Below are 24266 nucleotides of genomic sequence, written 5' to 3' on the forward strand. Positions count from 1 at the left end.
CGTGCGGCGGGACGTCACCGAGACGATGGTCGGGTTCGCCAGGACGCTGCGCGCCGCGGGCGGCGCAGCCGATCCCGAACGCGTCCAGGCGATGCTGGCGGCGCTCGACCACCTCGACGTCCTGGACCCGGCCGACGTCTACTGGGCCGGGCGGCTGACGCTGTGCGCCGACCCCGACGACCTCGCCCGCTATGACCGCTGCTTCGCCGCGTACTTCTCCGGCGCGACCGCGCGACCGGGACGCAGGCCCCCGCCCGTCGTCGTCCGCCGGATGACGGTGCCCGACCCGGGCGCGCAGGCCGGCGCGGAGGAGGCCGGGCAGCTGAAGGCGGCCACGGCCAGCGAGGTGGAGGTGCTCCGCGACCGCGACCTGGCGCGGCTGAGCGCCGCCGAGCGCGCCGAGGTGGCCCGGCTCATCGCGGTGCTGGACGCCGGGGCGGAGCAGCGCAGGTCGCGCCGGTACACCCCCGCGCCGGCGGGGCGGCTCGACCCCGCCCGGACGGTCCGCGAGACGCTGCGGCGCGGCGGCGAGATGTCGCTGCTGCGGCACCGCGCGCACCGCACCCGCCCGCGCCGGGTCGTCCTGATCGTGGACGTCAGCGGGTCGATGAGCCCCTACGCCGACGCGCTGCTCCGGTTCGCGCACGCCGCCGTCCGCTCCGGCGGGCGGGACGTGGAGGTCTTCAGCGCCGGGACGCGCCTCACCCGCCTCACCCGGGAGCTGCGGCACCGCGACCCGGACGCGGCGATGGCGGCGGCGTCCGCGGCCATCCCGGACTGGAGCGGCGGCACCCGGCTGGGCGAGGAGCTGAAGGAGTTCCTCGACCGGTTCGGGCAGCGCGGCCTGGCCCGCGGCGCGATCGTGGTGATCGCCTCCGACGGCTGGGAGCGCGGCGACGCGACGCTGCTCGGCGAGCAGGCGGCGCGGCTGCGCCGGCTCGCGCACCGGGTCGTGTGGGCGAACCCGCACAAGGCGCGGCCCGGGTATGAGCCGCTGACGGCGGGGATGGCGGCGGCGCTGCCGCACGTCGACGACTTCACCTCCGGGCACAGCCTCGCGGCGCTGGAAGAGCTGGCCCGCATCGTCGCGGGCGCCGCCGGAAAGGGGAGGGTTCATGCGTGACGTCCTCGGCGACATCGCCGGCTGGTACGCCTCCGGGGAGACGTTCGGGCTCGCGACGGTCGTGCACACCTTCCGCAGCGCGCCGCGCCCGCCGGGCGCGGCGATGGCGGTGTCGCCCGGCGGGGAGGTGGCGGGCAGCGTGTCCGGCGGCTGCGTGGAGGGCGCCGTCTACGAGCTGGCGCAGTCGGTGCTGGAGACCGGCGAGCCCGTCGTCCAGCGGTACGGCGTGACCGACGACGACGCCTTCGCCGTCGGCCTGACCTGCGGCGGGATCCTGGACGTGCTGGTGGAGCCGGTCGGGCCGGGAACGTTCCCCGAGTTCGCCGAGGTCGCCGGGGCGATCGAGCGGCGCGAACCGGTCGCGGTCGCCACGGTCGTCGCCGGGCCGGGCCGGATCGGCGCCCGCCGCGTCGTCTGGGCCGACCGGGCCTCCGGTTCCCTCGCGCCGGGCGAGCCGCACGCCGGGCGGCTGGACGCCGCGGTCGACGACGACGCGCGCGGCATGCTCGCGCAGGGCATCACCGGGCAGCGGCACTACGGGCCGCGGGGGGAGCGGCGGCTGGACGACCTGACCGTGTTCGTGCACTCGTTCGCCCCGCCGCCGAAGCTGCTGGTCTTCGGCGCGATCGACTTCGCGGCGGCCGTCGCGCGGGTGGGCAAGTTCCTCGGCTACCACGTGACGGTGTGCGACGCGCGGCCGGTGTTCGCGACCGCCAAGCGGTTCCCGGAGGCCGACGAGGTCGTGGTGAAGTGGCCGCACAAGTTCCTGGAGGAGACGCGCGCGGACATCGACGGGCGGACCGCGATCTGCGTCCTGACCCACGATCCCAAGTTCGACGTCCCGCTCCTGGAGGTGGCGCTCCGCACGGACGCCGGCTACGTCGGCGCGATGGGCTCGCGCCGCACCCACGACGACCGGCTCGCCCGGCTCCGGGAGGCGGGGCTGTCGGCCGCCGAGCTGGACCGGCTGCGCTCGCCGATCGGCCTCGACCTCGGCGCCCGGACGCCGGAGGAGACCGCGGTGTCGATCGCGGCGGAGCTCGTCCAGCTCCGCTGGGGCGGCTCGGGACGGCCGCTCAGCGACACCAGCGGCAGGATCCACGCCGACGCGCCCTGACGGCACTACCCTCGCCGGATGACCTTGCACGGTGCGCTGTCCCCGGCCGGCCTGCTGCTCGCGGCGGGCGAGGGCAGCCGGCTCGGGCGTCCGAAGGCGACCCTGGAGCTGGACGGTGAGCGCCTCGTCGACCGCGGCGTCCGGACGCTGCGCGAGGGGGGCTGCTCCCCGGTCCTGGTGGTGGCGGGCGCCGCGCAGATCGAGGTGATCGGCGCCGTCGTCGTCCCCAACCCGGACTGGCGGGACGGCATGGGCTCCTCGCTGCGCGCCGGGCTGGCCGCGCTGCCGCCCGCCTGCCCCGCGGTGGTGATCGCACTCGTCGACCAGCCGCTCATCACCCCGGCCGCCGTCGGTCGCCTGATAGCGGCGTACGAGGCGGGCGCCGAGATCGCCGTTGCCACCTACGGGGGAGCGCGCCGCAACCCGGTCCTGCTGCGGGCCGGGCACTACGCGGGAGTCGCCGAGGCGGCGGTGGGCGACCAGGGAGCGCGGGGCTACCTGCGCGCCCACCCCGACCTGGTGACGTCCGTGGCGTGCGATGACGTCGCCGCGCCCGACGACATCGACACCCCCGAGGACCTGGAGGCCTTCAACCGCCGCGAGCCTCGGTGACGGCGCGCTCGTAGGCGAGCAGCGTGTCGATGAACATCCCGCGCTGCTCGGGCGTGAGGGGTTCCAGGGCGGCGCGCCAGGCCCCGGCGCCCTGACCGAGCCAGCCGTTGATCGCGGGCAGGTGCTCGTCCGCGACGCTGACGATGGTGCGGCGCCGGTCGCCCGGGTCCTCGCGGCGTTCGAGGATGCCCTGCCGGCTGAGGTCGCCGACCATCAGGCTCACCGTGGCGGGCGCGACCTCCAGCCGCCCGGCGAGTGCGTTCACGGTCATCGGCCCGTCGAACAGCAGGTAGGCGAGCAGCGACAGGTGCCGCGGCGCGAGGTCGAAGGACGCCAGCTCCGCCGGCACCTTGATCTTCTTGGCGGCGGAGACCAGCCGCGGCATCAGCAGCAGCATCGTCCGGATGCCGTCGTCGACGTCCGGCCCGGCGCTCTCATCGGTTGACATTGACTCTGCATCCAAAATAGCTTTGTCTTATAAAAGGCTTTACTTGCAAAGCAAAGCTCTCCGGTTGGACCCAAGGATAGGAGAACCCCTGGTGAACGAGTGGAACCGGCCGATCATCGAGGAGTTCCGGGCGAACGGCGGCAGGGTCGGCGGCATGTTCGAGGGCGCGGACCTGGTGCTCGTGACCAGCACGGGCGCCAGGACCGGCAACCCGCACACGACACCGCTCGGCTGCATGGCCGACGGTGACCGGCTGCTCGTCTTCGCCTCCAACGGCGGCGCTCCGGACGATCCGGCGTGGTACCGCAACGTCTGCGCCGACCCCAGGGTCACCGTGGAGACCGGTACCGAGACCTTCGACGGCGTCGCGATCCCGGTCGAAGGCGAGGAACGCGACCGGCTTTCCGCACGGCAGGGCGAACTCGTCCCCGCCTACGCCGAGTACCAGCGCATGACCGGCCGCGTCATCCCGGTCGTCGCCCTCCACCGGGGCTCCCTCGACGGGCGCGCCTGGGCGATCGGCGACGAACTCGCGAAGATCCACGACGATCTGCGGGCGCGGCTGGCGGAACTCCGCGCGGACGTCCACGCCTTCTACGATGGATCCCGCGACGTCCCCGACCTCGCGCGGCAGCTGCGCGAGCACTGCGTGTCGGTGTGCGACGTCCTCGGCGAGCACCACGACAACGAGGAGGGCGGCGGGTTCCCGCGCCTGGCGGCCCAGTTCCCCGGCCTCGCGCCGGTGATCGGCAGGCTCCGCCGCGAGCACGCCGGGGTCACCGAGGCCAGGGCTGCGCTCCAGGCGATGCTGGACGACCCCGGCGCCCGCGACCCCGGGCACGTCCGCGCCGAGCTCGACCGGATGACCGCCGACCTCGACGCTCATTTCGCCTACGAGGAGGAGCAGCTCGGCGCCGTCCTCAACGCCGTCGGGCCGCTCTGGCGGACCGGCCCGCACCGGGGCTAGGACGCGGCTGGGGCGGGGCCGGGATGGGCTTAGGACGCGGGGAGGACGCTCTCGTCCAGGGCGCCGCAGTCGACCGCGCGGCGCAGCCGGGCCGTGAGCGCCCTGACGGTGGCGGGCTCGTCCAGGACGCCGCCCGCGTTCCCCGCCGCCTGCTCGTGCCACGCCCGGACCCGTCCGATGACGTCGTCGACGCCGCTCAGATGGAACGCGTACACGGCGGCGTACCGGCTCGGCAGGTGCGCGGGGTGCAGGTCCCAGCCCTGGTAGAAGCCGTGCGCGAGCGAGTGCCGGACGTGCGCCGCGTGCGTCGCCCACGCCGCGTTGACCTCGTCGGGCCCGTCGTTGCGGGGGACGACGTTGGTGGAGCCGTCCGACAGCCGCACGCCGGTGCCGGCGAGCGACACCTGCATGAGGTGCCGGGCGAAGTCGCACGCGGGATGGTCGAGCCGCTGCTCGTGCGGCGGCAGCCCGAGCGCGGCGGTGTAGTCGAACACGCCGAAGTGCGCGGCGGTGATCCGGCCGCCGCCGGCGGCGACGAGCGGGCCGAGCCCGACCCGGCCCTCCTCGTGGTCGATGAGCGACTGCGGCGTCTCGACCTGGAGCTCGAACCGCAGGATGCCCTGCGGCAGCCCGAGCGAGGTCTCCAGCCGGTCCAGGAACTCGGTGAACAGCCGGACGTGCTCGGCCGCCACCACCTTCGGGAACGTGATCGTGAACCCGCCGGGCAGCCGGCCGAGCCGGTCGCGCAGCGCGGTCAGGAACCCGTCGAGGGTCCGCATCGCCCGCTCGTGGCCGCCGTCGGCGAACGACTTCACCCGCACCCCCCAGTAGTGGGGCAGGCCCTTGACCTGGTACGCGGCGGCGACGGCCTCCACCACCTGCTCGACGTGCGCGTCCTCCTCGGCGTCGGCGCGGACGCCGTAGCCGTCCTCGAAGTCGATCCGGACGTCCTCGACCGGCTCGGCGGCGAGCTTGGCCGCGACCCGCTCCCGCACCTGCCCGGCCAGCTCGGGGTCGAGGCCGAACGCGGCGCCGAACGACCCGGCGCCCGGCGTGTGGGTGTTCAGCAGCCGCAGCGCCTCGGCGCCGAATTCGGCGGGCGTCGAGCGGGAGAACCGGTCGGCCGGCACGTACACGGTGTGCACCGGCTGCCGGCCCTCCGCGCCGCCGGGGAAGCGCTCGCCGTGCGCGTCACGGACGGCGGCGATGCGCGCGGACAGGTCGTCGAACGAGGACACGCTGAGGTTCACCCCGCCATGATCCCCCAACGGCCGCCCGTCCGGAACCGATCGCGGCGCACTGGCCGGATCAGGAGCCGGCCACGATGCCCCAGGAGCCGTGGAACTCGCCGCCGGGGCGGAGGTGGACCAGGCCCTCGCCGGACGCGAACGCGTTCGGCGGGCACGTCATGGGCTCGACGCCGAGGCCCGCGCGGGGCGCCGGCGCGTCGTCGGCGGTGTAGATCTCCATCCACGGGTGCGCCTCGTCGGCCCACAGGCGGACCGTCCGGTCGCCGCAGGAGAGGATCACCCACGTGCGCCCGTCGCCGTCGCGGTTCAGGTCGGCGAACGCGTTGTCGATCCGCCGGTCGCCGAGCAGCGGGCCCGTGCGCAGGTCGTACCTGGTGCCCGTGACGTCCTCTGACGGCCCGGACGGGATCATCCGGTCGTCCACCGGGACGTACCGGTCGGCGAGCAGGTGGACCGTGCAGGCGTCGATGGGCTCGCCGACCGTCAGGTAGGGGTGCGCGCCGTGCCCGTACGGGGCGGTCCTCGTCCCGGGGTTGCGGGCGGTCATCCGCACCCGGAGGCCGGCCGCGGCGTCGAGGGAGTACTCGGCCTCCAGGTCGAGGCGGAACGGGTAGCCGGCCGTCGCGAGGAGGCGGTGGGTCAGCCGCACCCGGTCCGGCTCATGCTCGGCGACCTTCCACGACGCCCAGCGGACGAGGCCGTGGATCGCGCAGTCGCGCTCCGGCTCGGAGAGGTCCAGCCGGTGCTCCGCGCCGCCGTAGGTGTAGCGGCCGCGGTCGACGCGGTTCGGCCACGGGACCAGCAGCTGCCCGAACGCGGCCGGGACCGGCTCGTCGGCGCCGTGCGACAGCACCAGCGCCCGCCCCGCGTGGCTCAGCTCGCGCAGGCCGGCGCCCGACTCGGTGACGACGGCCTGGTAGGGCCCCGCGCTGAGGGCGTACTGCTCCCCGGTGATCGACTCGCTCATGCCCCGGACGCTACCCCCCGGCGCCGCCCCTACGCGATCTCCGCGAGGGCGTGCAGGGCGCTGGTGAACACGGCCGGCGGCGGTTCGACGAGCCCGGCGCCGACCTGCCCGGTACCGGCCTCCCGTCCCGCGATCCCGGTGTCGATGACGGGCAGGATCCCGGTGCGGACGACGCGGGCGACGTCCACGCCGACCGGGGTGCCCCGGAACGACAGCAGCGGGATCTGCAGCGCCGGGTGCTCGGCGAGGGTGATCTCGTACATGCGCTGGGTGGCGGCGACCGCGTCCGGGACCTCGCCGCCGACGAACCGGACGATCGCCGGCGCGGCGGCGAGGGCGAACCCGCCCGTCCCGGCCGTCTCGGTGATCGCCGAGTCGCCGATGTCGGGGTTGGCGTCGTCCGGGCCGTAGCCGCCGAGGTAGAGGCCGTCCGGGACGCCGGCGGGGGCGGTGAACCAGCGGTCGCCCGTCCCCGACACCTGGATGCCGAAGTCGGTGCCGTTGCGGGCCATCGCGACGACCAGGCTCGAGCCGGGGACGTTCCGGGCCGCGTCCGCGCACGCCTTCGCCGCCGCCATCCCCGCGTTCAGGAAGAAGTGGTCGTTGCCCGCCGCGAACCGCAGCGCCTCGGCGGCCCGGTCGCGGGGGACCTCCTCGGCGGCGGCGAGGTCGGGCGCCAGCTCGCGCAGCAGCAGCGACGTCGCGGCCCGGTTCCGGTTGTGCAGCTCGTCGCCCATCTGGAGCGCCTGCGCGATGACCGACATCAGGTCGAGCGGGCCGTGCCGCCGGACGGCCGCCCGCAGCGCCGGGCCGAGGACCTCGCCCATCCACGCGAGCCGCTCGATCACCTCCGGCCCGTACGCCCCGTACCGCAGCACCTTCCCGAGGCCCTCGTTGAGGGAGCAGTACGCGGTGCCGCCGTGCTCGGCGTCCTCCACCACGAACATCCACATGGACGGGCTGACGACGCCCGCCATCGGCCCGACCGCGGCGTGGTGATGGCACGGTTCGAGGGTGACCGTGCCGCGCTCCAGCGCGTGCCGTGCGCCGAGCGGCGTCTCGGCGAGCCCTTCGAGGAGCATCGCGCCGACGAGCGCCCCCTGCATGGGGCCGGACGCGCGGTCCCACTCCAGCGGCGGGCCCGCGTGCAGGAACGTCCCGGGCTCCAGGCCGAGGACGTCCCGCGCCGGGCGCACGTCCACGAGGTGCGGGCGTGCCGTCACCATGCGCCGCACGGCGCGGGCGTTGGCGTCCGCGTGGCCGGGGGCGCCGAGCACCGCCGCGAGCGCCGCCTCCGTCCCGGGCGGCGGCGGACGCCAGTCCACCTCCTGCACCGGGACGGCCTGCTCCGCGAGCGCCTCGGCCAGCACCTCCACCCCGGCGGCGACGACACCGGGGTCGCGGGACAGCAGCCCGCCGAGCCGCTGATCGATCATGCGGACGTCCCTTCCACGAACGACACCGCGTGCCGGGTGGCCCGAGCGTTCGAGGCGAACACGTCCGCCCCCGCCCGGCACAGCGCCGCGGCCTGCCGGTCGCGGTCCTGCGGGTCCGCGGGGGTCCCGCACAGCGACACGACGACCGCGAGGTCCGGACGGTCCTGCACCGCGTCCGCGATGGCCGGGGCGAGCGCGGCGGACGGGTCGGGCTCGGCGCCGTGACCCAGCACCACGTCCAGGAGCAGGACGCCGCAGCCGGGATCGGCGGCCTCGCCGCGCAGCGCCTCCAGCCGCAGCGTCGGGTCGATCATCGGGTGGGCGCGGCCCCGCGTGTAGGCGTCGTCGCCGAAGTCGGTGAACCGGTGGCCGCGCGCCTCCAGGTCCCAGCCGAGCGCGTCCCGGGCGACCGTCTCGGCCTCGTCGCGCAGCGTGCCGCCCGCGAACAGCCCGCGCAGCGCCCGCCCCCCGGCCGGCCTCCCGGCCTGCCCGCCGGTTCGTTCGCCGGGCGGGGCCGGGCGCCGCGCCGCCGTCCACCGCGGCCACTCCGGGACGGCGCGGCCGAGCGCCGTCAGCGCCTTCTCCGCCGCGCGCGTCAGGTCGGCCTCGCCGGCCGTCGGCAGCGCGAACACCACCGGTGTGTCCAGCCGCCGCGCAGCCTCCCGGATCAGGTCCAGCACCTGGGGCGCGGGCGGCTTGGACACCAGCACGATCAGCTCGGTGCGGGGGTCGGCGTCCAGCGCCGCCAGCGCGGACAGCGCCGACCGGCCGCTCACCTCCGGCGACAGGTCCCGGCCGCCGACGCCCAGCACATGGCTCACCCCGGCGCCCGCCGCGTCCAGCAGGCACATCAGCTGCTGCGCGCCCGTCCCGGACGCCGCCACGATGCCGACCGGCCCCGGGCTGACCGCGTTGGCGAACCCGAGGCCCGCGCCGCCGATCACGGCCGTCCCGCAGTCCGGGCCCATCACGATCAGGCCGCGCCGCGCCGCCGCCTCCTTCAGCGCGATCTCCTGGGCGAGCGGCACGTTGTCACTGAAGATCATCACGTTGAGGCCGGCGTCCAGCGCGTCCATCGCCTCGGGGAACACGTGCGGGCCCGGCACCGACAGCAGCGCGACGGTCGCGTCCGCCCGCGCGGCGGCCGACCGGGTCGTGCGCGGCGGAGCCGGTGCGCCGAGCGGCCCGCCGCCCGCCGCCGGCCGGGACGCGTCGCGCAGCAGCTCCGCCAGCGCCTCGCGCGCCTCGCCGAGCGCGCCGCCGTCCGCCCGGACGGCCACGACCAGGTCGTCCGGCCCCGCCCCGTCCGGCACGGCGAAGCCCATCCGCCCGAGCATCTCGCGGTTCAGCTCGGTGCCCATCGCCACCATCGCCGCGGTGACGCCGGGCCGCTGCGAAAGCTGCCGGCTGACCCGCATGAGCGTGACCGAATCGTGGTAGCCCCCCCGCCGGACCTCGACCCAATCGCTCATGCCCGCCTCCCGTGCGGGGCGACCCCCCGGTTCGGTGCGCTCATGCGGTGACCCTCGGGGCGCGGCGGGCCGCCGGGGCGGTCAGGGCGAGCGCGGCGCGGCAGCCGGTGAGCACGCCGTGCGCCAGGTCGGTGCCCGAGGTGTGCCCGACCGACAGCAGCCGGCGGACGGCGCCGTGGGCCGCGCCGCCCGGGGGTTCGTGGCCCGCGACGAAGCGCAGCACGGCCGCGACCTCGGCGCCCGCGCCGCCCGCCGCCGCGCAGTGCAGCAGCGTCGCGGCCAGCGCGGTCGTGCGGGTGCCCGCGTCGGCGGTGACGGCGGCGCCGAGCCAGCCGGCGAGCCACACCGCCGTCTCGCCGCGGTGGACGGCGCCGCCGAGGAGCCGCAGCGACACCAGCAGGCCGCACAGGATGTCGTCGCCGGACGGCGTCAGCCCCGGGCCGAGGCCCACGATCCGCTCGGCCGCCTCCACCGCGCCCGCGAGGTCGCCGGCCGCGCACGCGCCGGCGAGTTCCGCCGGGTCCGGATGCCCGTCCAGGCCGCCGCCCACCGGCCCGGCGGCGGTGAGCACGCCGGCCGCGGCCAGCTCGTCCTCCAGCGCGCGGACGCCGCGGCCGAGCGCGGCCGGCTGCATCCCGCCGAGCGCGGGGGACGGGTCCCACCAGCGGCGGACCCGCACGGCCAGCCCGTCCGCCTCCACCCGGCCCTCGCCGACGAAGGCGTCCCCGCCCTCACGGACGGACCGGAACGGGTGCTCGCGGCGCGTCGCCACGACCACCACGGCGTTCGGCAGCCGGCCGGCGTCGGAGGTGACGACGGCGAGCACCCGCGGCTCGGGGCCGCCCCGCATCTCCAGGTAGAGCGCCGACGGGAACACGGCGATGACGCGGGCCGCGCGGCGCGGCGGGTCGAGCAGCGGCCGCAGCGCCAGGCTGGCGGCGCCGGCGACGGGCGGCCGCCGCCGCGGCCTGGCCGGGAGCCGGATCGGGTCGCGCACGAGGGCAGTCACGGATCCTCCCGAGGCCGGTGTCGGTGGCCGGCGGCCGCGCGTGCGGCCCGGCCTCGCGATGACGGTAGAACGGCCCCGGCAGCGGACGTATGGAGAAAGCTGCCAAGGATGGTTGTCATCGTTCGTCTTTGTTGTCATTTTTGATCAGGAACCGGTAGCGCTCAGATCGTCACCGGCGATGTACGCACCAAAAGCGAGGTGACCCCTGGCATGAGCTACATCACTGCGGACCCGGGCCCACCGGCCCTGCGGCTCGCGAGCACCGGAACGCTGACCTACGGACTGTCGGTCGGCGAGGTCCTCGGCGTCAGCACCCTGAACGGCGCTCGCCTCATCGCCGGCCGGGCCGGCCTCGAACGCGTCGTCCAGCGGCTCAACGTGATGGAGGTCCCCGACATCCTGTCGTGGGTCAAACCGAACGAGCTGCTGCTCACCACCGGCTACCCTCTCCGCAACACCCCCCAGTCGCTCGACAACCTCGTCGCCGACCTGGACGAGCGCGGCCTCGCGGCCCTGGCCATCAAACTGGGCCGCTACCTGGACTCCCTTCCCGCCGAGATGATCGAGCAGGCCGACCGGCGCGGCTTTCCCCTGATCCTGCTCCCGAACGACGTCGGCTTCGACGACATCCTGAACCAGGTCCTGACCGACATCCTGAACCGGCAGGCGGCCGTCCTCGCCCGCACCGAGGAGGTGCACCGCGCGCTCGTGCAGATCGTCCTGTGCGGCGGCGGCCTCCAGGAGGTCGTGGACGAGGTCGCGACCCTGCTGGACGTCGCGGTCGTGGTGCTGGACGGCGAGCAGCGGGTGCTCGCCGCCGCCGGGCCGGACGAGCACGTCCAGGCGATGCGGACGTTCGACGCGGGCCGGCACGCGGCCTGCGGGCGGGGCGGCTGCGGCGTCATCGGCGCGCACGGCACCGGCGACCACCTGGTCGTGCCCGTGATGGCGGGCGGCTTCGACCACGGCCGGATCATCGCGTTCAGCCCCGCCGGCACGCTGCGCGGCACCGACCTCGGCATCCTGGAGCGCGCCGCGACCGTCGCCGCGCTCGTGGTGACCAAGCAGCAGGCCGTCGTGGCGGTGGAGAGCAAGTACCGCGCCGACTTCCTGCGCGACATCCTCGCCGGGCGCGCCGGCGGCGACGACCGGGTCGTCGCGCACTGCGGCGGGTTCGGCTGGGACCTGGACCGCCCGATGATGGTGATCGTCGCCGAGCTGGACGGCCGCCCGCGCGGCGCCGGGGCCGCGCCCGAACCGGACGGCAAGGGCCGCGCGAAGGGGGCCGCCGACGCCGACGGGCGGGGCCGCGGCGCCGAGGAGCGGTCGGCGCAGGAACGGCTCGCCGCCGCGTGGACGACGGCCGTCCGCCGGCACGACCGGGGCGCGGCCGTCGCGAGCTTCGCGCACGAGGTCGTCGCGGTCGTCGGCGCGGACGGCGGCGACCCCGCCGAGTGGGCGGCCGGGCCGATGCAGGCGATGGTCAAGGAGGCCTCGTCGATCTTCGCCGAGCATCTGCCGGTGCGGCGGACGTTCTCCACCGGCGTCAGCCGGACGGTGACGTCCCCGGCGGCGCTGCCCGAGGCCTACGAGCAGGCGGTGAAGGCCGTCCGCGTCGGCCGCCAGCTCAACGGCACGGGCGCGCGGGCGCACTTCGACCAGCTCGGCGTGTACCGGCTGCTCAGCCTGGTGTCGGATCCGGGCGAGCTGCACGCGTTCGTCCGGGAGACGCTCGGCGACCTCGCCGCCGACGACGAGCCGGAGCTGGTGGACCTGCGCCGCACCCTGCAGGTGCTGCTGGAGACCAACCTCAACGTCGCCGAGACCGCACGGCGGCTGCACTTCCACTACAACACGCTGCGGTACCGCATCGGGAAGCTGGAACGGATGCTCGGAGCCTTCACCGAGGACGCGCATCTGCGGCTCAACCTCACCCTCGCGCTTCACGTACTGCGCATGCGTGGTATCTGAGGGTAATGCATCAGGGCCCGCACCGGCCGGGGCTCCCAATCGGCGGTGCGGGCTTTGGCAGATGTCGCCGATGCCCGGCCATCAGGGTAGATCTAACTTGCCCGCAGTGAACGCGGTCGGCTGAGCAGGAGGAACCCCGATGGTGATCGGCTGGAAGCTGCACGGTGACGGACGGACGCCGCCGCCCGGGGAGGTCGTCAGGCCGGACGAGCGGCTGTCGTGGCCGCGCACCGCGGGCATCGGCGCCCAGCACGTGGTGGCGATGTTCGGGGCGACGTTCGTCTTCCCCGTGGTGATGGGCCTGGACCCCAATCTCGCGATCATGATGTCGGGGGTCGCGACCGTCCTGTTCCTGCTGATCGTCGGCGGCCGGGTGCCGAGCTACCTCGGCACCAGCGCGTCGTTCGTCGGCGCGGTCGCGGCGATCCGCGCGGCGGGCGGCGACAGCGCGACCGTGACCGGCGCGATCCTCGTCGCGGGCGCCGTGCTGGCGCTGATCGGCGTGCTCATCCACTTCGCGGGCGGCGAGGTCATCCACCGGGTGTTCCCGCCCGTCGTGACCGGTGCGGTGGTCATGCTCATCGGCTTCAACCTCGCCCCGGTGGTCGCCACCGTCTACTGGCCGCAGGACCAATGGGTCGCGCTCGCGACGCTGGGCTTCGCCGTTCTCTGCGCGGTGCTGCTGCGCGGGTTCTGGGCGCGCATCACGATCCTGCTGGCGCTGGTGTTCGGATACGCCCTTTCATGGATTCTCGACAACACCGCGGGCAAGATCACGTCAGCTCTTCCGGGCCAGAACCTGCTGGACGGGGCGGGCAGGGCGTGCCCGGCGGAGGGCCCCTACTGCGTCGCCACCGCGTTCCCGCACGAGCGGGTCGACTTCTCGGGCGTGCAGGGCGCCGACTGGTTCGGCTTCCCGAGCCTGCACGGACCCGACTTCAAGACGTCGGCGATCCTGCTGGCGCTGCCGGCGGTCATCGCGCTGATCGCGGAGAACACCGGCCACGTGAAGGCGGTGTCCGCGATGACCGGCGACGACCTCGACCCCGTCCTCGGCCGCGCCATCGTCGCGGACGGCATCGGCACCACCCTCGCCAGCGCGGTCGGCGGCTCGCCCACCACCACCTACGCCGAGAACATCGGCGTCATGGCCGCGACCCGGATCTACTCGACCGCCGCCTACTACGTCGCGGCGGTCGTGGCGATCCTGTTCGGGCTGTGCCCGAAGTTCGGCGCGCTCGTCGCCGCTACCCCGGGCGGCGTCCTCGGCGGCATCACCGTCGTGCTGTACGGGATGATCGGGCTGCTCGGCGCGAAGATCTGGATCGAGAACCGGGTGGACTTCGCCGACCCGGTCAACCTCGTCCCCGTCGCTGCGGCGATCATCCTGGCGATCGGGAACGTGACGCTCCAGGTCACCGACGACTTCCCGCTGCAGGGCATCGCGCTCGGCACCATCGCCGTCCTGCTCGGCTACCACGTCCTCAACGTGCTGCGCCGGCCGGACGACTCGGGCGGCGGCGTCATCGCGCCGTCGGAGCGGGAGATCGGCGGCCCGGTCCGCCCGGCGGCCGACGCGTGAAGCCGCCCCCGTTCGGCTACCACGCCCCCGGCACGGTCGGCGAGGCGCTCGACGCCCTCGCCGCCGTGCCGGACGGCAAGGTCCTCGCGGGCGGCCAGAGCCTCATCCCGCTGCTGAACATGCGGCTCGCCGCGCCGTCCGACCTGGTCGACATCAACCGGGTCGGCGAGCTCGACACCCTGCACGTCGGGGAGGCGGGCGTGCGGGTCGGCGCGCTCGCCCGGCACGCGCGGGTGGAGCGCTCGGCGGAGGCCGCGGCCGTCCAGCCGCTGCTCGGCCAGGCGCTCCGGCACGTCGCGCACCCCGTCATCCGGAACCGGGGGACGGTCGTCGGCAGCCTCGCGCACGCGGACCCCGCCGCCGAGATGCCCGCCGTGCTGGCCGTCCTCGGCGGGACGGTCGAGGCGGCGTCGGCGCGGGGGCGCCGCACGATCGCCTCCGCCGAGTTCTTCGCCGGCCCCCTCGAGTCGGCGCTGCGGCCCGGCGAGCTGGCCGTCTCCGCGTTCTTCCCGGCGGCGCCGCCCCGCACCGGCACCGCGTTCGCCGAGACGGCCCGGCGGCACGGCGACTACGCGCTCGCCGGGGTCGCCGCCGTCGTCACCCTCGACGGGGACCTGCGCGTCCGCGCCGCCCGCGCCGGATACCTCGGCGTCGCCGCGACGCCCCTCGTCCTCGACCTGACCGCCGCGGCCGGGCCGGACGGCGACTGGAGGGCCGCCGCCGCGCACGTCCGCGGGCGGATCGACCCGGAACCCGACATCCACGCGGGCGCCGGGTACCGGCGGCACCTGACCGGCGTGCTCACCGAGCGCGCCCTGCGCGCGGCGGCGGGACGGGCACTTCAGGGGACGGGTGCGCGGGGGACGGGTGCGCAGCGGAAGGCGGGGGACTGATGGAGGAGCGCTTCGAGGTCGCGCTGACCGTCAACGGGACGCACCGCACCGCCCGCGTCCCGGCCAGGCGGCTGCTGTCGGACCTGCTCCGGCACGACCTCGGGCTCACCGGCACGCACGTCGGCTGCGAGCACGGCGTCTGCGGCTGCTGCACCGTCCTGCTGGACGGGGAGCCGGTGCGGTCGTGCCTCATGTTCGCCGTCACCGCCGGCGGCCGCGAGATCACCACCGTGGAGGGGCTGGCGGCCGAGGACGGGACGTTGTCGCCGGTGCAGCGCGCCTTCCGCGAATGCCACGGCCTGCAGTGCGGCTTCTGCACGCCGGGTTTCCTCTGCACGGTCACGGCGCTGCTGCGGGAGACGCCGCGCCCGACCGAGGACCAGGTCCTCGAGGGGATCTCCGGGAACCTGTGCCGCTGCACCGGGTACCAGAACATCGTCAAGTCGGTGCACCGCGCCGCCGAACTGCTCGCCGAGGAGTGACCGATGGGGACGCGCGTGTTCGGGGAACCGGTGGAGCGGCGCGAGGACGGCCGGCTGCTCACTGGGCGGGGCCGCTACCTGGACGACCTCGGACGGGACGCCCTCGCCGCGGCGTTCGTCCGGTCCCCGCACGCGCACGCCCGGATCGCCGACATCGACGTGTCCGGGGCGCTCGACGTCGACGGCCTCGTCGCCGTCTACACCGCGGAGGACCTGCCGGGACGGGTGGGGGAACCGCTGCCGCTGCTCATCCCGCACCCCGCGCTGACCCACGGCCGCACCGGCCACCCCCTCGCCCGCGACGTCGTCCGGCACGTCGGCGAGCCCGTCGTGATGGTCGTGGCCCGCGACCGCTACCTGGCCGAGGACGCCGCCGAGCGCATCCGGGTGGAGTACGAGCCGCTGCCCGCCGTCGTCGGCATCGACGCGGCGACGCGCGCGGAGCACCTCGTCCATGACGACGTGCCGGGCAACGTGGGGGCCGTCCTCGTCCAGGAGAACGGGGACGCGCCGGCCGCCATCGAGTCGGCGCCGCACGTGCTGGAGTTCAGCCTCTCCATCGAGCGCAGCGCCTCCATGCCCCTGGAGGGGCGCGGCGTCTACGCGCGGTGGGACGCCGACGACGGTTCGCTGCGCGTGTACTCCTCGACGCAGGCGTCCACCAGCGTGCGCGCCGCGATCGCCGCGCGGCTCGGGCTGCCGAACGGCAAGGTCGAGGTGGTCGCCCCGGACGTCGGCGGCGGGTTCGGCGTCAAGATCGTCCACCCGTGGCCGGAGGAGGTCCTCGTCCCGTGGGCGGCGCGGCTGCTGGACCGCGAGATCAAGTGGACCGAGGACCGCCGCGAGCACTTCGTCTCCGCCGCCCACGAGCGCGGCCAGCTCCAGGACGTGCGGGTCGGGTTCGACGGGGAGGGCCGCGTCCTCGGGCTGGACGTGCGGATCCGGCACGACCACGGCGCCTACACCCCGTACGGGATCATCATCCCGATCGTGACGTCCACCCAGCTCCTCGGCCCGTACAAGATCGGCGCGTACCGGGCGGAGGTCGTCAGCCTCTACACCAACACGCTCATCGTCACCCCGTACCGGGGCGCGGGCCGCCCGCAGGGCGTGTTCTGCATGGAGCGGACGATGGACCGCATCGCCCGCCACCTCGGCCTCGACCGCGCCGACGTGCGCGCCGCCAACTTCATCCAGCCCGACGAGTTCCCCTACGACCAGGGCCTCACGTTCCAGGACGGCCGCCCGCTGATCTACGACTCGGGCGACTATCCGGAACTGCTCCGCAAGGCGCGGGAGCTGATCGGCTGGGACGGGTTCGAGGCCGAGCGCGCCGCCGCCGCGTCCCGGGGCCGCCGCCTCGGCATCGGCCTCGGCGTGTACGTGGAGGGGACGGGCGTCGGCCCGTACGAGGGCGGGCACGTCGAGATCGACACGGCCGGGCGGGTGCACGTGTCGACGGGGCTGACCTCGCAGGGGCAGGGCCACGAGACGGTGTTCGCGCAGGTCGCCGCCGCCGAGCTGGGCGTCCCGATCGGGGACGTGCACGTCACCACCGGCGACACCCGCCGCTTCGGGTACGCGGTCGGGACGTTCGCCTCCCGCGCGGCGGTGATGAGCGGCAACGCGATCGCGCTGGCCTGCCGGAAGGTCCGCGCGAAGGCGCTGCGCATCGCGGGCGAGGCGCTGGAGGCCGACCCGGACGACCTCGACATCACCGGCGGCGTCGTGCACGTGCGGGGCGACCGGTCGGCGTCGGTCCCGCTGCGGACGGTGGCGGTGCTGTCGAACCCGCTGCGGTACGCGTTCGACGAGGAGGCCGCGGCGGCGACGCAGTTCGCGGTGGGCCGCCCGGTGACCGAGCCGCCGGTCGCGCCCGGGGACGAGCCGGGCCTGGAGGGGCGCGACTACTACTCGCCCGTCCGGTCCACGTTCGCGGCCGGGGCGCACGCCGCGATCGTGGAGGTCGACCCGGACACCGCCGAGATCGCGATCCTGCGGTACGCCGTCGTCCACGACTGCGGGCGGCTCATCAACCCGATGGTGGTGGAGGGGCAGATCCACGGCGGCGTCGCCCAGGGCGTCGGCGGCGCGCTGTACGAGCGGATGGTCTACGACGAGTCGGGGCAGCTGCTCAACGCGTCCTTCATGGACTTCCTGATGCCGTACGCGACGGAGATCCCGCGCGTCGAGACCGACCATCTGGAGACGCCGTCGCCGCTGAACCCGCTCGGCATCAAGGGCGCGGGGGAGGCGGGCGTCATCCCGGTGTCGGCCGTGATCGCGTCGGCCGTGGAGGACGCGGAGGGCATCCGGGTGGACGCGATGCCGCTGTCCCCGGACGCCCTCTACACGCTCCGGGAGCGCGCCGCGGGCGAGGCGTCCCTGCGCGTCCGGGAGGACGCGGGAGCTGTTTGATGCTGGCGGGGTCGGCTCGGGTTGCGGGGGACCTCAACCCCGCCAGCGTGTTGACCCTAGTCGAGCCCCGGCTCGGCCTTCGCTGTAACCGGGATTCGTCCGGGAAGGTCGGAAATCATCCGTGTGCGGGCGTGTCGGGGACATTCCCGCCGAGCGATTTCGGCAGGTAGTTCTCCACGGCGGCGGGCCGGAACCCGGCCTGCCTGATCCAGCCGAGGATCATCTGCAGCTCCTGCGCGAGGCCCGTGCGGTAGTGCATGAGGACGATGTCGCCGGGCTTGAACCCCTTGCCGCCGTCGCCGCGCGCGAAGCCGTTGTACCCGACGCCGGGGCCGGTCGTGCCGTTGTAGAACTCGGCCGACCACAGCAGCACCGACTTGATGCCGCATTCCTTCGCGACCTGGACGGTGGTCTGGTTGTAGCTGCCGAACGGGGGGCGGAGGATCTCGGGCCTGCGCCCGTACTGCGTCTGGATCGCGTCCGACGCCCCGCAGATCTCCTTCTTCTGCGCCTCTGCGCTGAGCGTCGCCATGTTGGGGTGGCTGATGGTGTGGTTCTCCATCGGCGAGCCCGCGTTGCGCATCGCCCAGAAGTACTGCCCCTGGCCCTTGATGTAGGTCGAGGTCAGGAACGTCATGATCGGAACCTTCTGCCTGCGGACGAGGTTCACGAATTCCGAGTCGTAGGTGTAGCCGTCGTCGATGGTGAGGAAGACGACGCGGTCCTGCGTCTCGATGCGGCTGATGACGGGCGGCAGGCCGTTGGCGGAGGGCTTCGGCATCGTCCACGATCCGGGCTTCGGCGTGGCCCAGGTCTGGTCGCCGAGCACCGCGGCGAGCTGCGTCCGCATGGACGGGCCCGAGTCGCCGGCCTGGGCGGCGACGACGGGCCAGCCGCCCGCGATCACGCCGAACGCTCCGGCGGCAACCATGGCGATCACGGGCGTCTTCCCTCGCATCGGCCGCGTACTCCGTTCAGTGGGGGGTTCAGTTAGAGGTTCGCTTCGGTTGACGCGCCGATGGCGGCCGCGGTTCGCGCCGCGACAGGAACCTGCCGGACATATCTGACCATTCCCGGGGGCCGCGGGGGCGCATCTGCCCAATCCTCGGCGTGTACTCGGCAGATGTTGCCGTTCGGCGCGGCGGCGGCGTTCTCTAAAGTCGGGTCATGCAGCTGAACGGCAGTGCCGACGTCGCCGCGCCGCTCGACCGCGTCTGGGACGCGCTCCAGGACCCGGCAGTCCTCGCCAGGACGATCCCCGGGTGCCACTCCCTGGAGGAGACGGGACCGGGCACCTACCGCATGACGGTCACCGCGGGCGTCGCCTCGATCAAGGGCACCTACGTGGGCCAGGTGGAACTCGCCGAGCCCGACCCGCCGCGCTCGTTCGTGCTGCGGGCGCGGGGCCAGGGCGCGCCGGGCACGGTGGACGCGACCGTCCGCGTCCGGCTCGCGGGCGGCGACGGCTCGACCCGCGTCGACTACGAAGCGGACGCGGTCGTCGGCGGGATGGTCGGCGGGGTCGGGCAGCGGATGCTGGGCAGCGTCGCCAAGCGCACCGCGGGCGAGTTCTTCGCCGCCGTCGAGCGCGACCTCCGCGCGCCCGTCCGGGAACCCGCACCCGCCGCGCCGACACCGGCCGGGGCCCCGGCGGGCGGTGTCGGCACGGTCTACGCGGGGCGCGCGGCGGAGCGCGCGGGGCGCCCGTCAGACGTGGCCTGGCCGATGGCGGCGGCGTTCGCCTCCGGCGGCGCGGTCGCCCTGGCCGGAGTGGCGCTCGGCTACCTGCTCGGCCGCCGCTCGCGCCCGCGGCCTTGACCGACGCGGCGGGCCGTCCAGGGTCAGGTCTTCACCCCCCGGGACCGCCCGCCGCCCGCCCGCGTCAGGCGACCGCGACCAGGTCGACGACGAAGATGAGCGTCTCGCCGGGCTTGATCGCCGGGCTCGGGCTGCGGTCGCCGTAGGCGAGGTGCGGCGGGATGACGAGCTTGCGGCGCCCGCCGACCTTCATGCCCTGGATGCCCATGTCCCAGCCCTTGATGACGTGGCCGCTGCCGAGCTGGAAGTCGAGCGTCGACCCCCGGTTCCAGGACGCGTCGAACTCCTCGCCGGTGGACCACGACACGCCCACGTAGTGCATCGACACCTTCGAGCCCTTGGCGGCCTCGGGGCCGTCCCCCTCGGTGATGTCGGTGATGTCGAGGTACTCGGGCGGCCGTCCCTCGGGGAAGTCGATCTCGGGGCGTTCAAGCGCCATGGAAGGGCTCCAGCGGTGTCGTCGTGATGGGTCGTCGTATCGGAAAGGGCTCAGCCTAGTCCTAGCCGCTCTCACGAAAGAACGCCGCGCCCGTTGGCAGATTGCGACGGTTCCGCAGGTGGGCGCCGTCCGGTAGACCCTTGCGTATGGCGAGGCGGCTGCGGATCGGGATCGACACGGGCGGGACGTTCACCGACGTCGTCGCACTGGACGAGCAGGGTGGCCTGGTGACCACCAAGACACCCTCGACGCCGGCCGACCCCGCGGTGGGGTTCGCGGACGGCGTCGCCAAGGTGCTCGGGCTCCTCGGCGCGGAACCGGAGGACGTCGCGGCGCTGTCGCACGGCACGACGGTCGCGACGAACCGGCTCCTCGAAGACCGGATCGACGACCTCGGGTTCATCACCACCGAGGGTTTCGAGTCGATCCTGGAGATCGCGCGGCAGAGCGTCCCGGACGGCTACGGCAACAGCTACTTCTGGGTGAAGCCCCCGCGGATCGTCCCCGCGCACCGGGTACGGGCGGTCGGCGGGCGCCTCGACCACACCGGCGCGCAGATCCGCCCGTTCGACGAGGCGTCGGCGGTCGCCGCGGCCCGCTGGTTCCGCGAGCAGCGGATTCTCGCGATCGGCGTGTGCTTCCTGCACTCCTACGCCGACCCGTCGCACGAGCTGGCGATGCGGGACGTCCTGCGCAGCGAGCACCCGGACGCCGCCGTGTCGCTGTCGTGCGAGGTGTTGCGCGAGTACCGCGAGTACGAGCGGTCGGTGACGACGCTCGTGGACGCCGCCGTCAAGCCCGCCATGAACGGCTACCTGGCCCGGATCGCCGAGCGCGTCGCGACGCGGCCGCTGGTGATGAAGAGCAACGGCGGCGTGCTGTCGGCCGACGAGGTCGTGCGGCAGCCCGTCACCACCGTGCTGTCCGGCCCGGCGGCGGGGGCGCTCGGTGCGGCGTTCGTCGTCGCGCACAGCGGCCACGGCTCGGTCGTGACCCTGGACGGCGGCGGGACGTCCACCGACGTCGCGGTCGTCGTGGACGGCGAACCGACGCTGACGACCGAGGGCTCGATCGGCCGCCATCCCGTCAAGATCCCGATGATCGACATCGTGACGGTCGGCGCGGGCGGCGGCTCGGTCGCCTGGCGCTCGCCCGAGGGCGCGCTGAAGGTGGGGCCGCGCAGCGCGGGCGCCGACCCCGGGCCGCTGTGCTACGGGCGCGGCGGCGCGGAGGCCACGGTGACCGACGCGCACGCCGTCCTCGGCCGCATCCCGCCGCACCTGCTCGGCGGCGAGGTCCCCCTGGACGTGGCCGCCGCCCGGCGCGGGATCGGCGCCCTGGCCGAGGACCTCGGCCTGCCCGTCGAGCGGGCCGCCGCCGGGATCCTGGAGATCTCGGCGTGGAACCAGGCGAACGCGATCAGGCAGATCACGGTGAAGCGGGGGCTGGACGTCCGCGACTACCCCCTGGTCGCGTTCGGCGGGTCGGGGCCGCTGCTCGCCTGCCGGCTGCTCGACGTCCTCGGCCTGCCCGCCGCGCTCGTCCCGCAGAACCCCGGCAACCTGTCGGCGTTCGGCCTGCTCACCGTGGACGTGAAGAACGACTGCGTCCGGACGCGGGTCGTCCGCGACGCCGAACTCGACCCGGCGCTCCTGGACGCGGTCTACGCCGACCTGGAGGCCGAGGCCGCCGGCGCCCTGGCCCGCGAGGGGTTCCCCGAGGACCGCCGCCGCTTCGCCCGCTCCGCCGACCTGCGGTACCACGGGCAGGCGTTCGAGGTGCGGGTACCCGCGCCCGCAGGCCGGCCGGACGAGGCGTTCCGGGCCGAGGTCGTCCGCCGGTTCCACGACGCCCACGAGTCCCTCTACGGCTACTGCTACCGCGGCGACCCGCGCCATCCGGTCGAATGGGTGAACCTGCGGGTCTCCGGCATCGGCCCGATCGACCGGCCCCGCCTCACCGAGCGCCCGGCCGGTGACGGCGACCCCTCCCGCGCCCGCACCGGCGCCAGGCGGGTCTACTTCGAGGGCTGGGAGGAGACGGCGGTCTACCGGCGCGAGAAGCTCGCCCCCGGCGACACGATCGAGGGCCCGGCGGTCATCGAGGAGTTCGGCTCGACGCTGCCCCTCCACCCCGGCTTCACCGCGAGACTCGACGGCTTCGCGAACCTGGTGGTGACGCGATGATCGACCCGATCCTCCTGGAGATCGTCGAGGGGACGCTCGCCTCCGTGGAACGCGAGGTCGAGACGGCGATCGCCCGCACCGCCCGCTCGCCGATGATCCGGGACGCGCACGACTTCCGCGCGGGCATCCACGACCGCCGCCTCCGCAAGCTCACCGGCCGCTCCTACTCCGCCCTCGTCCAGCCGGTCGCCCGCGACTTCCCCCTGGACACCATGCGCCCGGGCGACGTCTTCTTCCACAACGACGTGTACCTGTCGGAAGGCGGCATCGGCCATCTGCCCGACCTGTGCGTGACCGTCCCGGTGTTCCATTCCGGCGAGGTGGTCGCGTTCGTGCAGGCGTTCGGCCACCACGACGACATCGGCGGCGCCGTTCCCGGCTCGATGCCGAGCCGCGCCCGCAGCGCGTTCGAGGAGGGCCTGATGGTCCCGCCGATCAAGCTGTGGGACCGCGGCGTCCCGAACGAGGCGGCACTGACCATCATGACCCGCAACTCGCGGATGCCCGACTCCCTCGCCGGCGACCTGGACGCCGAATGCTCGGCGTGCCTGATGGGCGCCCGCCGCCTCGGCGACCTGTTCGCCCGCTACGGCCGCGCCGACGTGGAGACCTGCTTCGACGCGATCATCGACCGCACCACCGAGACGTTCCGCCGCGAACTGCTCGCCAAGATCCCCGACGGCGTCTTCGTGTGGGAGGACTACGCCGAACACGACGGCGTGGACCCGCCCCGCCTCCACGCGCAGCGCATCACGCTGACCGCCGACAAGTCCGCCGCCGTCCCCCTCGTGATCGACTTCACCGGGACGTCCCCGCAGGCCAAGGGCCCCATCAACCACGCCGGCGACTACGCCGGCGGCGTCTTCCTGAAGAAGTGGCTGGCGCCCGTCCTGCGGAACCTGGCCGACACCCCCGAACGCGCCGCCGAGCTGGACGTCAACGAGGGCGTGGTGCCGCTCATCGAGATGCGCTTCCCGGAGAAGGGGACGCTGCTCACCCCGGTCTTCCCGGCCCCGACCAACGCCCGCACGTTCGTCATCCTGCGGCTCCTCGGCGTCCTCGCGGGCGTCCTGGCCAAGGCGACGAACGGCCGGATGCCCGCCGACCAGGAGACGATCCGCTACACCGGCGTCTACGGCGAGGACGACCGCGGCCCCTACCTGATGAGGGAGGTCCTCGGCGGCGGCTCGGGAGGCCGCTACTACGCCGATGGCGAGGACACCATCCACGTCGTCCCCGACTCCCGCAACATTCCCGCCGAGTTCGCCGAGGCGCGCTGGCCGTTCATCGTCGAGCGCCTCGGCCTCGCCGCCGACTCCGGCGGCCCGGGGGAGCACCGCGGCGGCCTCGGCTACGACAAGCACATCCGCATGCTTCGCGACGCCCACTACATGTCGATCGCCGACCGCTCCATCCTGTCGTGCTGGGGCGTCAACGGAGGCCGCGCGGGACGCCCCTTCCGCGTGGACATCGACGGCGAGGAGATGGACGGCCTCGTGGACGACCACCCGGTCAAGGCGGGCCAGACCATCCGCATCCGCACGACCGGGGGCGGCGGCTGGGGCGACCCCCTGAACCGGGCCCCGTCCCGCGTGGCCGCCGACGTCCGCGACGGCAAGGTCTCCGAGGACGGCGCCCGCGACGACTACGGCGTAGTCCTCACCGACGGCGAAGTGGACGAGACGGCGACCAACGCCCTGCGCACGCGCCTGCGCGCCGATCGAGGCCCCGTCCCCTTCTTCGACCGGGGCCCCGGCTACCCGAGACTCTCCGGCGGCGCGACCATCGCCGACGTCGACACCCTAGAAGCCGCCCCCTCACCTGACCGCCGGTATCCGACCTCCCGTTGACTTGCGGCGTGTCGTTGTTATGAGCGCGGCGATAACAACGACACGCCGCAAGTCAACGGTGGGGGCCGCGGTCCCCACCCGCCCCTCGTGTTACGGGACAATCGTGAGGTGGGCCGTCGGCGAGGTGCCAGCGTTGGCTGGTCCTTTTCCGACGGCCTCCTCCCGAACCCGCCGTGCGGCTTTCACCGCAACGGGCTCTCCGGTGACTGCTGCGTGATGGCAGGGT

At 74.6% G+C, this 24266-nt stretch carries 20 protein-coding genes; 12 read left to right on the forward strand and 8 right to left on the reverse strand.

Annotation, left to right across the window (positions count from 1 at the left end; translation table 11 throughout):
* The first annotated feature begins 1 nt into the window (after window position 1).
* The 3 genes from SM418_RS14900 to SM418_RS14910 are packed head-to-tail and all read left to right on the forward strand — an operon-like array spanning window position 2 to window position 2852.
* On the forward strand, window positions 2-1123 hold the full coding sequence (locus SM418_RS14900) for a vWA domain-containing protein (protein ID WP_371940865.1): 1122 nt from the start codon (window positions 2-4) through the stop codon (window positions 1121-1123).
* On the forward strand, window positions 1116-2240 hold the full coding sequence (locus SM418_RS14905) for an XdhC family protein (RefSeq protein ID WP_371940864.1): 1125 nt from the start codon (window positions 1116-1118) through the stop codon (window positions 2238-2240). The genes SM418_RS14900 and SM418_RS14905 overlap by 8 nt, the downstream gene beginning before the upstream one ends.
* 18 nt (window positions 2241-2258) lie before the next feature.
* Entirely contained in the window at window positions 2259-2852 is a 594-nt protein-coding gene (locus SM418_RS14910) for a nucleotidyltransferase family protein (RefSeq protein ID WP_371940862.1), read from the forward strand.
* On the opposite strand, the gene SM418_RS14915 is transcribed toward SM418_RS14910, so the two are convergent.
* Complete coding sequence (locus tag SM418_RS14915; protein ID WP_371940860.1) at window positions 2830-3300, reverse strand: MarR family winged helix-turn-helix transcriptional regulator; 471 nt, start codon at window positions 3298-3300, stop codon at window positions 2830-2832. The two genes, SM418_RS14910 and SM418_RS14915, sit on opposite strands and share 23 nt — an antisense overlap.
* 91 nt (window positions 3301-3391) lie before the next feature.
* On the opposite strand from SM418_RS14915, the gene SM418_RS14920 reads away from it, so the two are divergent.
* On the forward strand, window positions 3392-4267 hold the full coding sequence (locus SM418_RS14920; RefSeq protein WP_371940859.1) for a nitroreductase/quinone reductase family protein: 876 nt from the start codon (window positions 3392-3394) through the stop codon (window positions 4265-4267).
* Window positions 4268-4296: 29 nt separating this feature from the next.
* On the opposite strand, the gene SM418_RS14925 is transcribed toward SM418_RS14920, so the two are convergent.
* The 5 genes from SM418_RS14925 to SM418_RS14945 are packed head-to-tail and all read right to left on the reverse strand — an operon-like array spanning window position 4297 to window position 10401.
* The gene (locus SM418_RS14925) at window positions 4297-5517 is read right to left on the reverse strand and encodes a DUF6986 family protein (RefSeq protein ID WP_371940858.1); all 1221 of its coding nucleotides are present in this window, start codon (window positions 5515-5517) and stop codon (window positions 4297-4299) included.
* A 58-nt stretch (window positions 5518-5575) separates the two neighbouring features.
* Window positions 5576-6484 (reverse strand): aldose 1-epimerase family protein, encoded by a 909-nt coding sequence (locus tag SM418_RS14930; RefSeq protein WP_371940857.1) that lies wholly within the window; start codon window positions 6482-6484, stop codon window positions 5576-5578.
* Between the two features lie 29 nt (window positions 6485-6513).
* A complete protein-coding gene (locus SM418_RS14935) occupies window positions 6514-7920 on the reverse strand; it encodes a YlbE family protein (protein WP_371940856.1) in 1407 nt (468 codons plus the stop codon).
* A complete protein-coding gene (locus SM418_RS14940) occupies window positions 7917-9392 on the reverse strand; it encodes an AllF/FdrA family protein (RefSeq protein WP_371940854.1) in 1476 nt (491 codons plus the stop codon). The genes SM418_RS14935 and SM418_RS14940 overlap by 4 nt, the downstream gene beginning before the upstream one ends.
* Before the next feature lie 40 nt (window positions 9393-9432).
* Window positions 9433-10401 (reverse strand): oxamate carbamoyltransferase subunit AllH family protein, encoded by a 969-nt coding sequence (locus tag SM418_RS14945; RefSeq protein WP_371940853.1) that lies wholly within the window; start codon window positions 10399-10401, stop codon window positions 9433-9435.
* Window positions 10402-10611: 210 nt separating this feature from the next.
* Here SM418_RS14945 and SM418_RS14950 point away from each other — a divergent pair, with 210 nt between their 5' ends.
* The 5 genes from SM418_RS14950 to cutA all read left to right on the forward strand — a co-directional run bounded on the left by SM418_RS14950 (window position 10612) and on the right by cutA (window position 17747).
* Window positions 10612-12372, forward strand: coding sequence for a PucR family transcriptional regulator (locus tag SM418_RS14950; RefSeq protein WP_371940851.1), 1761 nt, complete (start codon window positions 10612-10614; stop codon window positions 12370-12372).
* 139 nt (window positions 12373-12511) lie between these two features.
* Window positions 12512-13954 (forward strand): uracil-xanthine permease family protein, encoded by a 1443-nt coding sequence (locus tag SM418_RS14955; protein ID WP_371940850.1) that lies wholly within the window; start codon window positions 12512-12514, stop codon window positions 13952-13954.
* Entirely contained in the window at window positions 13951-14847 is an 897-nt protein-coding gene (locus SM418_RS14960; RefSeq protein ID WP_371940848.1) for an FAD binding domain-containing protein, read from the forward strand. The genes SM418_RS14955 and SM418_RS14960 overlap by 4 nt, the downstream gene beginning before the upstream one ends.
* On the forward strand, window positions 14847-15329 hold the full coding sequence (locus SM418_RS14965; RefSeq protein WP_371940847.1) for a (2Fe-2S)-binding protein: 483 nt from the start codon (window positions 14847-14849) through the stop codon (window positions 15327-15329). The genes SM418_RS14960 and SM418_RS14965 overlap by 1 nt, the downstream gene beginning before the upstream one ends.
* A 3-nt stretch (window positions 15330-15332) precedes the next feature.
* Window positions 15333-17747, forward strand: a complete 2415-nt coding sequence (gene cutA, locus SM418_RS14970; RefSeq protein ID WP_371940846.1) for an aerobic carbon-monoxide dehydrogenase large subunit — start codon at window positions 15333-15335, stop codon at window positions 17745-17747.
* A gap of 115 nt (window positions 17748-17862) precedes the next feature.
* On the opposite strand, the gene SM418_RS14975 is transcribed toward cutA, so the two are convergent.
* Window positions 17863-18678, reverse strand: a complete 816-nt coding sequence (locus SM418_RS14975; RefSeq protein ID WP_371941211.1) for a polysaccharide deacetylase family protein — start codon at window positions 18676-18678, stop codon at window positions 17863-17865.
* Window positions 18679-18914: 236 nt separating this feature from the next.
* Between SM418_RS14975 and SM418_RS14980 the strand changes: the two genes are divergently transcribed.
* Complete coding sequence (locus tag SM418_RS14980; RefSeq protein WP_371940845.1) at window positions 18915-19565, forward strand: SRPBCC family protein; 651 nt, start codon at window positions 18915-18917, stop codon at window positions 19563-19565.
* A gap of 64 nt (window positions 19566-19629) precedes the next feature.
* Here SM418_RS14980 and SM418_RS14985 read toward each other — a convergent pair whose 3' ends face one another.
* Window positions 19630-20004, reverse strand: a complete 375-nt coding sequence (locus SM418_RS14985; protein WP_371940843.1) for an FKBP-type peptidyl-prolyl cis-trans isomerase — start codon at window positions 20002-20004, stop codon at window positions 19630-19632.
* 146 nt (window positions 20005-20150) lie between these two features.
* Here SM418_RS14985 and SM418_RS14990 point away from each other — a divergent pair, with 146 nt between their 5' ends.
* Together SM418_RS14990 and SM418_RS14995 are read left to right on the forward strand one after the other, a co-directional pair.
* Entirely contained in the window at window positions 20151-22190 is a 2040-nt protein-coding gene (locus SM418_RS14990; RefSeq protein WP_371940842.1) for a hydantoinase/oxoprolinase family protein, read from the forward strand.
* A complete protein-coding gene (locus tag SM418_RS14995) occupies window positions 22187-24040 on the forward strand; it encodes a hydantoinase B/oxoprolinase family protein (RefSeq protein WP_371940840.1) in 1854 nt (617 codons plus the stop codon). The genes SM418_RS14990 and SM418_RS14995 overlap by 4 nt, the downstream gene beginning before the upstream one ends.
* The last annotated feature ends 226 nt before the right edge of the window (window positions 24041-24266 follow it).

Origin of the sequence: Actinomadura chokoriensis (assembly GCF_041463665.1) — a bacterium.
In the GTDB taxonomy this organism is placed as follows: Bacteria; Actinomycetota; Actinomycetes; order Streptosporangiales; family Streptosporangiaceae; genus Spirillospora; species Spirillospora chokoriensis_A.